We start from the raw sequence: 15,260 nt of genomic DNA on the forward strand, positions 1-15,260 counted from the left end.
GGTCGGATAAGGCGGTTACACCGCATCCGACATCTAACGCCCGAGCCGGTGCCTGATGCGACGCTGGCGCGTCTTATCAGGCCTACGCCGCGGTGAAGTACTGCACACCGGTAAGTCGGATAAGGCGGTTACACCGCATCCGACATCCAACGTCCGAGCCGGTTGCCTGATGCGACGCTGACGCGTCTTATCAGGCCTACGCCGCTACGCCGTTGTGAAGTGCAGCACCTCGTAGGTCGGATAAGGCGGTCACGCCGCATCCGACATTTGACGCCCAAGCCGGGTGCCTGATGAGACGCTGATGCGTCTTATCAGGCCTACGCCGCATCCGGCATACCATGCCGGATGTGGCACATCATTACAACGCAATATCCGCCACTTCTTTTTGAACGGGTTGCGGTTTCAACTGCGGTTTCGGCGTACTGTCTGCCGCCTGCGGCTTGTCGTATTTCAGCCCCAGCACTTCGCTGGTGTACTGCAACTCACGTTCTGTTGCCGCCACATCACCATTCAGCTTACGTCCATAGGACGGAACGATCGCTTTCAACGTAGCCTGCCATTGCGGGCTGGAAACGCGATCGCCAAATACTTTTTCCAGCAGATTCAACATAATCGGCGCAGCGGTTGACGCCCCTGGCGATGCCCCCAGCAGCGCGGCAATGGTCCCTTGCTGGTCACTGACCACTTCTGTTCCCAGACGCAGTACGCCACCTTTCTCGGCATCACGCTTGATAATCTGCACACGCTGCCCCGCTTGCCACAAACGCCAGTCCTCTTTTTTCGCCTGCGGATAGTACTCTTTCAACGCTGCAAAACGATCCTCTTCACTCAACATCACCTGACTCACCAGATATTTCACCAGATCGAAATTATCCAGCCCGACGTGCATCATCGGCATCACGTTTGACGTTGTGGTGGAACTCATCAGATCCCACAGCGAACCGTTTTTGAGGAATTTGGTTGAGAAAGTAGCAAATGGTCCAAACAGCACTACGCGTTTACCGTCCAGAACACGGGTATCGATATGCGGAACCGACATCGGCGGTGCACCCACGGAGGCTTTACCGTAAACCTTCGCCAGATGGTGATTAACCACGTCAGGGTTTTCCGAGACGAGGAACTGACCGCCCACCGGGAAACCAGCGTACTCTTTCGCTTCCGGGATACCGGATTCTTGCAAAAGCTTCAGCGCCGCACCGCCCGCACCGATAAAGACAAATTTCGCGCGAATGTTCTGTACTGTGCCATTTTTCAGATCGGCAATGGTGACGGTCCAGGTGTTGTCGTCATTACGTTTGAGGCCGCGGACTTCGCTACTGAGTTGCAGCGAGAAGTTAGATTTCTTCTGCAAGGAAGCAATTAACTGGCGAGTGATTTCACCATAGTTCACATCGGTGCCGATTTCTGTACGTGTCGCAGCCACTTTCTGCTGCGGATCGCGTCCTTCCATCACGAGTGGCGCCCACTCTTTGATTTGCGCGTGATCTTCGGAGTAACGCATACCGCGGAACAACGAACTTTGTTGCAAAGCCGCGTAACGGGCGCGCAGGAAGTTGACGTTATCTTCGCCCCAGACAAAGCTCATGTGCGGAACGGTATTGATAAATGAACGCGGAGTACGCAGCACGCCGCGCTCGACCTGGTGCGCCCAGAACTGGCGGGAAATCTGAAATGCTTCGTTAATGGCGACTGCTTTTTCGATACTGATGCTACCATCGGCGTTTTGCGGGGTGTAGTTCAGTTCCATCAGTGCAGAATGCCCGGTTCCGGCGTTGTTCCAGCCGTTCGAACTCTCCTGCGCAACACCTTCCAGGCGCTCCACCATTGTCATCGACCATTCAGGCTCCAGCTCCCGTAAATAGGTCCCCAACGTGGCGCTCATAATGCCGCCGCCAATCAACAGTACATCAGTTTCCTGCTCCTCGGACGCTTTCGCTTTTGCCGCCATCGAAACGGCATTAAGCCCCACGGCCATCGAGAAGAGCATGGCAGTCACTTTTTTCATCTTGTTAATGCCTTACTTTTAGTCGCTTTATTGCAGGTGAGATTTGCGCGGCATCAACGGTAACACTTAAGTAACAACATTTAAATAATGTTTATAAATTATCTTCTAATTTTATAAACATTATAATTTCGTTGATTAATTATAGGGTTATTAGAAACGAAGGGATTTTTTACCTGACGGCAGCAGTCCGCCAGGTAAGAGTCAAAACATTATGCCGTCCGGGCAACGGCATCACGAGAAGCAGCGTCACGCTCTGCGCCCGTCAGCTCGCTAAGTTGCCCGTTGCGCATTTCCAGCAGGCGGTCGGCGTGGATAAAGTAATGGTCATCATGACTGATGGCGAAAATAGTTTTACCCATCTCCTGCATCAACGGCAGCAGCACCTGATAAAACTCACGGCGGAAATGTGGATCCTGATCCGCCGCCCATTCATCCAGCAGAATAATATCGCGTTCTTCTGCCAAAGCCAGCAACAGCGCCACGCGTTTTTTCTGCCCTTTCGATAACTTCAGGTTAACAATACGCCCGTTACTTAACTCAAGCTTATGACCCATTTTCAGCTGCGCCAGCCACTTCTCAACCAGTTGCGGGTTAGCAGGTTTACCTTCCGGCCCCAGCAGTTGATCAAATAACCAGACATCGGTAAACACTGCCGAAAACAGTTTGCGATAATCTTCCGGTTTTTCACCGCTGACAGGTTTGCCATCCAGCAAGATTTCGCCGCTTTGTGGCTGATACAACCCCGTCAGCAACATCGCCAGCGTCGATTTGCCGCTACCATTGCCACCAATCAGAAACAGCAGTTCGCCACGTTTAATGGTGAGGTTAATCGGCCCAACGGAAAACGCGTTATCCTGATAGCTAAACGTAACATTACGCAGCTCAAGCGTTTGCCAGTTGGGAAACGCCTGCGGACGCGGAAACTCCGCTTTGAAAGGTGCGAGTGCGAATTTGTTCAGCTTGTTAAACGCCACCTGCGCCGTCAGCAGCGTCGGCAATGCGCCAACCGCCGAAAGCAGTGGCGTACGCAGGAATAACAGCGTCAACGAATAGGTCGCGGCAACGTTGGTATCAGCCCAACCGAGGCTGTTTGCCATCCAGAACACCAGGCCGATTGCGCCCAGCATCATGATGTTTGACCAGTTCACGGCACTAAGATGGAAGGTGTCTGCGCGGATAATATGATGGCGATACTCTTGCGCATCAGGGATGTAGAGGTTGTTAAACACATACTCGGCGCGCTCGCGATTCAGCGTCAGCTCTTTGCGCCCTTCCAGCACGGTTTGAAAATCCGTGTACAGCTTGTCTTCGGTTTCACGCAGGGTCGCCATATGTTTGTACACCCGCGCCACCAGTACAAAACCGCCCCAGATGGTGACTGCCATCCAGATAGCCGTTACCAGCAACATTTTGCCCGACAACATCCAGAGATACGCCGCTGAACCGATAGTGAGAATGATCCCCTGCACCAGTTCCGGCAGACGCACAAACGCAATGGTGATATTGCGCACATCGCTGGTTAACCCCGCCAGCAACGAGGCGCTACCAAGTTGTTCAATGCGCTCGACGTGGGTATCCAGTATCCGCTTGATAAATTCGCTACGCAGTCGGTAAACGAAGTGATGGCCCAGCGTAGTAAGTGCCAGTTGCGATCCGAGAGTTACCGCCATCAACAGCAGCAATAATCCCAGAAACTCCGGCAACACCAGCAGACTGGTATCCGCCGTTTCGATAAGGCGCTGATTGATAAAAGCAATTAAGCCAATGCCTAATGCCGCACTGGCGAGGCTTAGCGCCATCACACTGATAAATGGCCAGCGATACTGCCGCCAGACAAGTACAAGAAGTTCCATGCAGAAAACCCGGACAATGAATTACAGCCCGCAGTTTAAACATCTCCGCGCGCACAGCAATAATAATTCTTATTTTTATTCTTTTTTACCTGCCTGACGGAATGTCAGGTTGTAACGGCAGTCGGCGGTGAGTGGATGAAACCCAGCTTTTAGTGGTTGAATACCGTGATAAAACAGCCGTGATTCACCGCCCCACACCACCACATCGCCATGTTCCAGCAACAAACGTTTGAGCGGATCATTTCGTTTCAGGCCGCCAAATTGAAAAATCGCGGGTAAGCCCAGAGAAACAGAAACAATTGGCGCGCGCAGATCCGGTTCGTCTTTATCCTGATGTAGCGACAGTTTCGCGCCCGGGGCGTAGCGGTTGATAAGGCAAGCGTCAGGCTGGAAATCTGGATAGCCCGCTGCCGTGGCCGCGCGCCGACATAAATCATAAAAACTTTGCGGCATGGCAGGCCACGGTTGATTTGTTTGCGGATCAATGGGCGAATAGAGATAACCTTGCCGATTGGTCGTCCAGCCCAGATGCCCGCAGTTGGTCATCGCCACCGACATGGTATATCCGCCAGGAGTGACCATCTGGCGAAACGGCGACTGGCTGGCAATGCCACTGATATCGTGCATCAGTTGTTCCGCTACGTTAAAAGCAAAACGGCGCAAAATCACCGCGCCGGAAGCCAGCGATTCGTGCCACGGTTCAGCATCAGCAAACAGATCCAACATTACCTCTCCTCATGTTCAGCTTCGCGGCGCAGCAAGTGCGCTTTGCGCGACACGCCCCAGCGGTAACCAGAAAGTGTGCCATCACCACGTACTACCCGATGACAAGGGATAATAATAGCTAATCTATTGGCGGCGCAGGCGCTGGCTACGGCGCGAACGGCTTTCGGTTTGCCAATCGCGTTCGCCAGTTGCTGGTAACTCACCGTTTCACCACAAGGTATAGTGCGTAGCGCCTGCCAGACTTGTTGCTGAAAAGCGGTGCCGCGAATATCCAGCGGTAACGTCAGCGGCGTATCGCGGTTATTGAGGCTGGCAATAACCTCACGTATATGTTGCTGAAATATCGGATCCGCCGGCGCGTTGTCAGCGGCAGGAAACATCTGACGGAGTTCGCTAATCAACGTCCCGTCATCGTCGCCCAGCAGGATCGCGCAAATCCCCCGCTCGCTTTCCGCCACCAGGCAACGCCCCAGTTCACAATCAGCTAGCGCATAACGCACTGCCAGTTTTTCGCCACCGTGACGAAACTGTTTAGCCGTCATACCCAACGTTTCGTCAGCTTTGCGGTAGTAACTGCTGCCGTCGGGGAATCCAGCGTTCAGAATCGCCTGGGTGACGCTCTCCCCTTTCGCCAGCGATTCGCGCAAGCGACGAGCGCGCCAGGCCTGTTGCCAGGCTTTTGGCGTCATTCCGGTGGTGGCTTTAAATAAACGATGCAGATGGAATGGACTCATCGCCACCTGGTCGGCCAAGGCTTCCAGCGTTACAGGCGTTTCCTGTTCCAGTAGTCGACACGCGTGGGTGATTTTATCCAACCGATGTTGCTGGGCGTTGGCTTTATCAGGTTGGCAGCGTTTGCAGGGGCGAAATCCGGCGGCAAGTGCCTCACGGGAATTGGCATAGAAAGAAACGTTTTCCCGTAAAGCATGTCTGGCTCGGCAAGACGGGCGGCAAAAGATACCCGTGGTGCGCACGGCGAAAACGAATTCGCCGTCGGCGTGTGGGTCGCGGGCTAAGACGGATTGCCAGCGTTGATCGTCAGTTAAGCGTGTGGCGTTTTTCATAATCAGCTCCCTGGTTAAGGATAGCCTTTAGTCTGCCCGGTCACCATCACGCAAAAACCAACAATCTTGCGCTTTAATTTTTTTCGCTCACCAGGAAGCTTTTAAACTGCGGCGACATCCAGGTTTTAAAACTATCACCTTCTTTGGTGATCATATAAACCGCCAGCCCTTCCCGGCGAACGACTTCTTTGGCTTTCTCTGGCCCGAGCACCATCAGACCTGTATCCCAGGCGTCGGCTTCCAGCGCCGTCGGAGCAATCACCGTCACGGACACCAGATTATGTTCAATGGGACGCCCGGTTTGTGGATCGATAACATGGGAAAGGCGTTTGCCGTCCAGTTCGTAATAGTTACGGTAGCTGCCAGAGGTGCTGATACCGTGGCCGTTGATATCCACCACCGCCTGAACTGCGTTTTCTTTATCGGTTGGTTTTTGAATCGCCACTCGCCACGGTTGGCCTTCGCCATTCATACCGCGGCTGTTCAGCGCCCCCCCCACCGACACCAGATAGCGGGAAATCCCTTCCTGCTCCATCAAGCGTGCCAGATGATCGGCTGCATAGCCTTCGCCGACGGTGGAGAGATCGACATATAAATCCGGAAGATCTTTTTGCAGGTACTGCTGATGATACTGATTGATGACCGTCAGATGCTGTAAGCCGGTTTTGGCTTTCATTGCATCAATTTGTTCCTGGCTCGGAATTTGTACCGGCTGTTGTTCCGGGCCAAAGCCCCACAGATTCACCAGTGGCCCGACAGTAATATCCATCGCGCCATCGGTCTTTGCGCCAATACGCAGCGAAGTAGTGACGATATCCGCCATCGCTTCATTTACCGGCCACGGTGTCAGGCTTTGCGAGTCGTTAAAGCGCATCAGCGCGGAGTCTTTTTTATAGGTCGAAAGCAGCTGATCGTCAGCGTCCAGCTGGGTCTGAATCTTCTCTTTGAGCTCGGCACTGCGTTTGGCGTCAATGCCCGGGATGCTGGCACGCCAGAAGGTTCCCATGGTTTTGCCTTCAAGAACGGTAACTTCAGGAGCGTTGGGGTTGGCGGGTTGTGGTTTTTGATCGCAACCAACAAACAAGAGCGTGGCAGCCAGCAATGCCACGCGGGTAAAGTTTATTTCCATATGTGATTATCCTCATGCGAACGGTCGCAAGAGTACACCAAAAAAACGCGTTTGTACGCTGAAAACAATGAAAAAAGGGCCCGAAGGCCCTTTGTCGATATAAATCGAAATTAGAACTGGTAAACCAGACCCAGAGCTACGATGTCATCAGTGTTGATGCCAGCAGCGCGGGTGAACTGGTTGTCGTCCAGCAGGTTGATTTTGTAGTCAACGTAGGTGGACATGTTTTTGTTGAAGTAGTAGGTAGCACCAACATCAACATATTTCAGGATATCTTCGTCGTCGTAGTTACGACCAGCAACGACACCCAGGTTTTTACCTTTAGACTGCAGGTATGCTACAGACGGACGCAGACCGAAGTCGAACTGGTACTGAGCAACAGCTTCGAAGTTCTGTGCTTTGTTCGCCCAACCCAGGGAACCTACGCGAGTTGCGTTGTAGGTCTGAGTGTACTGAGCAGCCAGGTAGATGTTGTTAGCGTCGTATTTCAGACCACCAGTGTAGGTTTCAGCACGGTCGCCGTTACCCAAATAACGCTCACCATAACCGTTCAGGCCGAAGTTCTGAGCATCAGTACGTTTGGAGCTGGAAACTGCAGCACCGATACCGAAGCCTTCGTAATCATAAGTGATAGAACCGCCGACACCGTCGCCGTTCTGACGCAGAGCGCCACGACCGTTGTTGGTCATGCCTTCGCCGCTTACGCTACCGTTTTTGCCCTGGTACTGAACTGCAAAGTTCAGGCCGTCAACCAGACCGAAGAAGTCGGTGTTACGGTAGGTCGCGAAGCCGTTACCACGCTGCTGCATGAAGTTGTCAGAACCGTAGGTGTCGCCACCGAATTCTGGCAGTACGTCGGTCCAGGAAGTTACGTCGTAAACAACGCCGTAGTTACGACCGTAGTCGAAAGAACCAACGTCCTGGAATTTCAGACCAGCGAATGCCACACGGGTCCAGGAGTTGTTTTCGCTTTCCGGAGCGTTGCCCTGGATCTGATATTCCCACTGACCGTAACCGGTCAGCTGGTCAGTAACCTGAGTTTCACCTTTGAAGCCAAGACGCATGTAGGTCTGGTCGCCATCTACAGACTTGTCGTCAGAGAAATAGTGCAGGCCGTCTACTTTACCGTACAGATCTAATTTGTTGCCGTCTTTGTTGTAAACTTCAGCAGCATTTGCTGCGCCTGCTACCAGCAGAGCTGGGACCAGGAGGGACAGTACTTTAACTTTCATGTTATTAACCCTCTGTTATATGCCTTTATTTGCTTTTTTATGCCACTGCATACTGATTAACCCTCATTAATCAGTCGGCAGGTTCATTCTCCCCAAAAATGCAGAATAATCCAACACGAATATGATACTAAAACTTTTAAGATGTTTCAAATATCCACATAGGTATTTCAAAATGTAAATGTGATGGAACTTTTTCAAATTCTAATGGTTGAGCAAATAACGCACTAAACATCAAGTAAGATTATTTCGACCTTTAAAACAATAACTTAATCTTAAGTCTTTGACCGCACTGAATGTTAAAACAAATTCTTCACTCGCAACTAAAATATCTCTCGCTATCATCATTAACTTTATTTATTACCGTCATTCATTTCTGAATGTCTGTTTACCCCTATTTCGGCCGGATGCATCGCATCCGGTTTTTTTTACCCTTCTTTACACATCTTTTATTTTCCTGTGCTACCGTAGCAAAATTATAACAATCGTTAACTATTTCGTAAAAAACGACAACAATTACCGACAAAATCTATCTGCACTATTTTCCTGATAATTTTCTTCATGCCTGTGGGTTATTTGTACATTAACAACGCATTTGTACATTTATTTACCGCAGCGCAAAATGTGAAATATCGTCGGCTAATGCCTTAACATCAATCAGGTAAGAGTCTGGAATTTCACACTGTACCCTTTATACTGCCCTATCACTTTGCGAAGTTTTAACAGGTCATAAACACGAATGCGTCAGAAAGAGACAACGGCCACGACCCGCTTTTCACTCCTACCGGGGAGCATTACCCGCTTCTTTTTACTGCTGATCATCGTGTTACTGGTGACGATGGGTGTAATGGTACAAAGCGCCGTTAACGCCTGGCTGAAAGATAAAAGCTACCAGATCGTTGATATTACCCATGCCATACAAAAGCGTGTCGATACATGGCGTTATGTGACCTGGCAAATCTACGACAACATTGCCGCGACGGCCTCTACCACCTCCAGCGAAGGGTTGCAGGAGACGCGCCTGAAACAGGATGTCTATTATCTGGAAAAACCGCGCCGCAAAACGGAAGCCCTGATCTTTGGTTCCCACGACAACTCAACGCTTGAAATGACCCAAAGAATGTCCACTTATCTGGACACATTATGGGGCGCAGAGAATGTTCCATGGTCGATGTACTATCTGAACGGTCAGGATAACAGCCTGGTTTTGATCTCCACCCTACCGCTCAAAGATCTCACCTCGGGATTTAAAGAGTCGACCGTCAGTGACATTGTTGATTCTCGTCGCGCAGAGATGTTGCAACAGGCCAACGCCCTGGATGAACGCGAAAGTTTTTCTAACCTGCGCCGCCTGGCCTGGCAGAACGGCCATTATTTTACCCTGCGCACCACCTTTAACCAGCCGGGGCATCTGGCGACGGTAGTCGCTTTTGATCTGCCTATTAATGATTTGATCCCGCCGGGGATGCCGCTGGATAGTTTCCGTCTGGAGCCAGACGCGACAGCTGCGGGAACCAATAATAATGAGAAAGAAGCCACGGATAGCGTCAGTATCCACTTTAATAGTTCGAAGATTGAAATCTCTTCGGCGCTAAACTCCACGGATATGCGTCTGGTCTGGCAGGTTCCTTATGGCACATTGCTGCTGGATACGTTGCAAAACATTCTCCTGCCGCTGCTGCTGAACATCGGTTTGCTGGCGCTGGCGCTGTTTGGCTATACCACCTTCCGCCATTTCTCTGGCCGCACCACCGAAAGCGTACCCAGCACGGCAGTGAACAATGAACTGCGCGTTTTGCGGGCCATCAATGAAGAGATCGTGTCACTGCTGCCGCTCGGCCTGCTGGTTCACGATCAGGAATCGAATCGCACAGTAATAAGCAACAAAATTGCCGACCACCTGCTGCCGCATTTGAATCTGCAAAACATCACCACTATGGCGGAGCAGCATCAGGGCATCATTCAGGCGACGATCAATAACGAACTGTATGAGATTCGTATGTTCCGCAGCCAGGTCGCGCCGCGTACACAAATCTTCATTATTCGCGATCAAGATCGCGAAGTACTGGTGAACAAGAAACTCAAGCAGGCGCAGCGTCTGTACGAGAAAAATCAGCAAGGCCGGATGGCCTTTATGAAAAATATTGGCGATGCACTAAAAGAACCAGCACGCTCCCTGGCGGCAAGCGCAGCCAAACTCAACACACCGGAAAGCAAACAACTGGCGAATCAGGCTGATGTGCTGGTGCGCCTGGTCGATGAAATCCAGTTAGCAAATATGCTTGCCGACGATAGCTGGAAAAGCGAGAGCGAGCTTTTCTCCGTGCAGGATTTAATTGATGAAGTCGTGCCTTCCGTGTTGCCAGCCATCAAGCGTAAAGGTTTGCAGCTATTGATTAACAATCATCTAAAAGCACACGATATGCGCTGCGGCGATCGCGATGCCCTACGCCGTATTTTGCTGTTACTGATGCAATATGCTGTCACCTCAACGCAAATGGGGAAAATTACCCTTGAGGTTGACCAGGACGAATCTTCCGAAGAACGTCTGACTTTCCGCATTCTGGACACCGGAGATGGCATAAGCATTCATGAAATGGATAATTTGCACTTCCCGTTCATCAACCAGACCCAAAGCGATCGCTACGGTAAGGCGGATCCGTTAGCATTCTGGTTGAGCGATCAACTAGCGCGTAAGCTAGGCGGTCATTTAAACATCAAAACGCGCGACGAGCTTGGTACACGTTATTCCGTGCATATCAAAATGCCCACTGCGGAACCGGAAGTAGAAGAGGAAGAAGAGCGTTTACTGGATGATGTTAGCGTGATGATGGACATAACTTCCGCAGAAATTCGGAATATTGTCACTCGCCAGTTAGAAAATTGGGGGGCAACCTGCATCACACCGGATGAAAGATTAATTAGTCAAGATTATGATATCTTTTTAACGGATAATCCGTCTAATCTTACTGCCTCTGGCTTGCTTTTAAGCGATGATGAGTCTGGCGTACGGGAAATTGGACCTGGTCAATTGTGCGTCAACTTCAATATGAGCAACGCTATGCAGGAAGCGGTCTTACAATTGATCGAAGTGCAACTAGCGCAGGAAGAGGTGACAGAATCGCCTCTGGGCGGAGATGAAAATGCACAACTCCATGCCAGCGGCTATTATGCGCTCTTTGTAGACACAGTACCGGATGATGTTAAGAGGCTATATACTGAGGCAGCAACCAGTGACTTTGCTGCGTTAGCCCAAACGGCTCATCGTCTGAAAGGCGTGTTTGCCATGCTTAATCTGGTACCCGGCAAGCAGTTATGTGAAACGCTGGAACATCTTATTCGCGAGAAGGATGTCCCAGGAATAGAAAAATACATCAGCGACATTGACAGCTATGTCAAGAGCTTGCTGTAGCAAGGTAGCCTATTACATGAACAATATGAACGTAATTATTGCTGATGACCATCCGATAGTCTTGTTCGGTATTCGCAAATCACTTGAGCAAATCGAGTGGGTGAATGTTGTCGGCGAATTTGAGGACTCTACAGCACTGATCAATAACCTGCCGAAGCTGGATGCGCATGTTTTGATTACCGATCTCTCCATGCCTGGCGATAAATACGGCGATGGCATTACCTTAATCAAGTACATCAAGCGCCACTTCCCAAGTCTGTCGATTATTGTTCTGACCATGAACAACAACCCGGCTATTCTTAGCGCGGTACTGGACCTGGATATCGAAGGGATCGTTCTGAAACAAGGCGCGCCGACCGACCTGCCGAAAGCCCTCGCCGCGCTACAAAAAGGTAAGAAATTTACTCCGGAAAGCGTTTCTCGGCTGTTAGAGAAAATCAGTGCTGGCGGTTACGGTGACAAGCGCCTCTCACCAAAAGAGAGTGAAGTTCTGCGCCTGTTTGCCGAAGGCTTCCTGGTTACCGAGATTGCTAAAAAGCTGAACCGGAGTATTAAAACCATCAGTAGCCAGAAAAAATCCGCAATGATGAAGCTGGGTGTCGAGAACGATATCGCTCTGTTGAATTATCTCTCTTCTGTGACGTTAAGTCCGGCGGATAAAGAGTAATCACCTGTAGGCCAGATAAGACGCATCAGCGTCGCATCTGGCATTTGCTCCGATTGCCGGATGCGGCGTAAACGCCTTATCCGGCCTACGATTCCCATTATTTCAATGGATTACAATAAGGTAGGCCAGATAAGACGCGCCAGCGTCGCATCTGGCATTTGCACTGATTACCGGATGCAGCGTAAACGCCTTATCCGGTCTACGATTCCCGCGCTTTCCTGACCCTCTCGGCATACATCGTCAGCGTCTGTTTTATGACATCCAACGTCACTGGCTTAGACAGACAGCTATCCATACCGGACTCCAGACACCGCTGTTTCTCTTCAGCCAACGCATTGGCCGTTACCCCTATTACCGGCAACGTCAGTCCCAACTGGCGGATACGTTGCGTTAACCGGTAACCATCCATATTCGGCATGTTGACATCACTTAGCACTATATCAATGTGATTCTTACTAAGGACATTAAGTGCATCAACACCATCATTCGCCGTCTTACACTGATAGCCCAACGATCCAAGCTGATCGGCCAACAGACGACGGTTAATTGGATGATCGTCCACGACCAGAATCATCATATCGTCGTTATTGCTGACCACTTTGTCGGTCGACGGCAGAGAGTTAGCAGGATCGTCACTCTCCATTTCTATCAGATAGATGCGCGCCAGCAATGCCGGTAGCTCGTGCGGGGCTGCCACACTGTGTACCCATTCACCAGGCGCTTTCTCCAGAGGGATACCGATATGGCGACGACAGAAAGTCACAACCGCCCTGCCCTGCCATTTTTTACTCACCACATCATCGGTGATCAACACATCTTCGGGAGTCGGTTCCTGCCCTTCGTATGTTGCAACGACTATGCCGCTACGCTGCAAACTGGTTTCCAGGAACTGACAGAGCGACGCATTGCGTACCGCCAGCCAGCAACGTTTACCCGTTAATCCTTCGACACCTTTTTTCTGCGGATACTGCGCGCCATACAGTGGAATACGCACCGCAAACTGGCTGCCCATTCCCGGTTCAGAATCCACCGAGATGTCACCGTCCATCATGCTGATCAGTTTTTCACAAATCGCCAGCCCCAGACCAGTACCCTGGAAGTTACGCTGTACGCCCGTCCCTACCTGGAAGAATGGATCAAATAACCGCACCACTTCTTTAGCTGGAATGCCCACCCCGGTATCGCGTACGCGAATAGAAAGATAATCACCATCAACGCGAACATGCAGAACAATGCAGCCGGTATCGGTAAATTTAATAGCATTACTCAACAGGTTGGAGATCACCTGCTGTAAGCGCATTGGGTCGCCATTGAGCGCCATCGGTACATCTGGCTCAATAAAACAGTACAAACCAAGTTGCTTGCGTACCACCAGCGGCAAATAGTTGGCGGTGATGTGGTTCATGACTTCGCGCGGTGAAAACTCGCGTGGTTCGATTTTCAACTGTTCCGATTCAATCTTCGAGAAATCGAGAATGTCGCTAATAATTTTCAATAACAGGCTGGAAGAGTTATTCATTGCCGTCACCAGACGGTCAACACCTTTTGGTAACTCTTTGGTTTGTAATAGATCCAGGTTGCCGATAATGCCATACAGCGGCGTTCGCAGTTCGTGGCTGACGGTTGCAAGGAACATCGATTTTGACTGGCTCGCCTGTTCTGCTGCCTGCGCCATTTCTTGCAGCGACTCTTCCATCTTCACACGTGAAGATACATCTACCAGTACGCAAATTGCCACGTTTTCATTACGATAGCGCGAATGAACAAAGCTGATTTGCAGGTTGGTATTGTTACTGGTAAGGACATCGACAAAATTGACCTGCTGGCCACAAATAATTTGCGTCAGCCGTTGACGATCCTCATGCGTAAGCATGTTGAGATAGGTATGCGCCAGTTCGTTACTCAAAATATTAACGCCATCGACAGTTCGCAAAATGCAGATCCCCACAGGCGCAGAGGCGACTATCTTGCGGTTAAACTGCTCATGCTCTTCCAGTCGCTGGGCGTCACTTTCCGCCGGAATAAAAATACGTCGCTCATACATTCGTGCGAGGGTAAACAATGCAGCACCCGCAATCACGTTCAGCAAAATCGCGTTAAGTATCAACATGCGAATACGTTCCAGCACCTGATCAACAGGCACGGAATAGACAATACTTAACGAAGACGGCGGTAGATTTTTTTTCAGCACCAGCTCACGGAAACCTGGCGTATAGCCAAACCAGGATCGCTCCTGCATCCAACGCGGTTCGGCTTGAATCTTACTTTCCGGTCCGGTCAGCGAAATCAGGGTATGGCCATTTTCATCAAGAATGGTGACGCCCATCGGCAACGTCCCCGGCAGGAAGAAGTTCTCCATCCGAATTGTCTGTTCTACGCCTAAAAGCGCTTGCAAACGGTTTGCCAGATAAACCGGCGTCAGCGCGTAGAAATATCCCACCCCAGGACGCGGCCCTTCACTGATCCAGAAAAGGTTACTGCCACTGTCATCCTGTGGCGCGTTACGATATTTGTTAATGCGTTCATGCAGGGCTTTCAGAGCGGTGTCACGTTCGACGGGCATATCACGCAGGCCAAAGTTAGCCATACAGAGGTTATCGCTGCCGATTAAAAACACACGGTTGAGATCGTAAGCCGCAGAGAAGTTATCGCGCCAGTAGCGCATAAACCACGCCAGTGACTCCAGGGAGCCTCGCCAGGTGTTGCTCATTGCGGAACAATCGGAATCAGCAAACAACGGTTCGAAAACCGGCACATCCGCTTGCGTTTCACGCCCACGCGGAGAAAGCACGCCGTTTTCCACGGATAAGCGATTTTCAGCAATGTACTTCAGCTCTTTCATGACATCAGAGGTGCGCTGAATAAACCGCTGGGCCTGATCGGAGCTCAGATTAAATTCCTGACGAATCTCAGATTCTCGTTGATGTAAAGCGTTGACGATGTAAAACACTGATGAAAAAGCAATCAATAGCCAGATCAATAACGCCAGCGCTCTGAACATGTAGCGCGAGACTTTCAGGGTTGTGCGAAAAGAAGCAAGGTATTTCAAAGGGGCGAAGCTCCGCCTCAGGTGACCGATGGAGTGTGGTTAAGGTAGCGGTAAAAGCGTGTCACCGCAATGTTCTCTCTTCTCTGGAATATGATACACCGCCGAGAAATCATTACCTTAACCCCT

Annotated in this window: 9 protein-coding genes; 2 read left to right on the forward strand and 7 right to left on the reverse strand. The window is 50.7% G+C overall.

Translation table 11 applies throughout. The annotated features are described in order from the left end of the window. Window positions 1-358 precede the first annotated feature (358 nt). The 6 genes from mqo to ompC form a co-directional block, all read right to left on the reverse strand. Window positions 359-2,005 (reverse strand): malate dehydrogenase (quinone), encoded by a 1,647-nt coding sequence (gene mqo / locus D9741_RS14790; protein ID WP_130217072.1) that lies wholly within the window; start codon window positions 2,003-2,005, stop codon window positions 359-361. A 209-nt stretch (window positions 2,006-2,214) separates the two neighbouring features. After that, on the reverse strand, window positions 2,215-3,858 hold the full coding sequence (gene yojI / locus D9741_RS14795) for a microcin J25 efflux ABC transporter YojI (protein WP_130217070.1): 1,644 nt from the start codon (window positions 3,856-3,858) through the stop codon (window positions 2,215-2,217). A 75-nt stretch (window positions 3,859-3,933) separates the two neighbouring features. Further along, entirely contained in the window at window positions 3,934-4,584 is a 651-nt protein-coding gene (gene alkB, locus D9741_RS14800) for a DNA oxidative demethylase AlkB (RefSeq protein ID WP_130207140.1), read from the reverse strand. Further along, window positions 4,584-5,648: a bifunctional DNA-binding transcriptional regulator/O6-methylguanine-DNA methyltransferase Ada gene (gene ada / locus D9741_RS14805; protein WP_130217068.1), complete on the reverse strand. Its 1,065-nt coding sequence runs from the start codon at window positions 5,646-5,648 to the stop codon at window positions 4,584-4,586. Before ada ends, alkB begins: the two co-directional genes overlap by 1 nt. 73 nt (window positions 5,649-5,721) lie before the next feature. Beyond that, window positions 5,722-6,777, reverse strand: coding sequence for an FAD:protein FMN transferase ApbE (gene apbE / locus D9741_RS14810; RefSeq protein WP_130217066.1), 1,056 nt, complete (start codon window positions 6,775-6,777; stop codon window positions 5,722-5,724). 110 nt (window positions 6,778-6,887) lie between these two features. After that, a complete protein-coding gene (ompC, locus tag D9741_RS14815; RefSeq protein WP_130217064.1) occupies window positions 6,888-8,009 on the reverse strand; it encodes a porin OmpC in 1,122 nt (373 codons plus the stop codon). 736 nt (window positions 8,010-8,745) lie between these two features. Here ompC and rcsD point away from each other — a divergent pair. Both rcsD and rcsB read left to right on the forward strand, forming a co-directional pair. Next, window positions 8,746-11,418, forward strand: a complete 2,673-nt coding sequence (gene rcsD / locus D9741_RS14820; RefSeq protein WP_130217062.1) for a phosphotransferase RcsD — start codon at window positions 8,746-8,748, stop codon at window positions 11,416-11,418. A 16-nt stretch (window positions 11,419-11,434) separates the two neighbouring features. After that, entirely contained in the window at window positions 11,435-12,085 is a 651-nt protein-coding gene (gene rcsB / locus D9741_RS14825) for a response regulator transcription factor RcsB (RefSeq protein WP_042290573.1), read from the forward strand. Window positions 12,086-12,284: 199 nt separating this feature from the next. Here rcsB and rcsC read toward each other — a convergent pair whose 3' ends face one another. Further along, complete coding sequence (rcsC, locus tag D9741_RS14830) at window positions 12,285-15,134, reverse strand: two-component system sensor histidine kinase RcsC (RefSeq protein WP_130217060.1); 2,850 nt, start codon at window positions 15,132-15,134, stop codon at window positions 12,285-12,287. Window positions 15,135-15,260 lie beyond the last annotated feature (126 nt).

Origin of the sequence: Escherichia sp. E14V7, from assembly GCF_004212225.1 — a bacterium.
GTDB lineage: Bacteria > Pseudomonadota > Gammaproteobacteria > Enterobacterales > Enterobacteriaceae > Escherichia.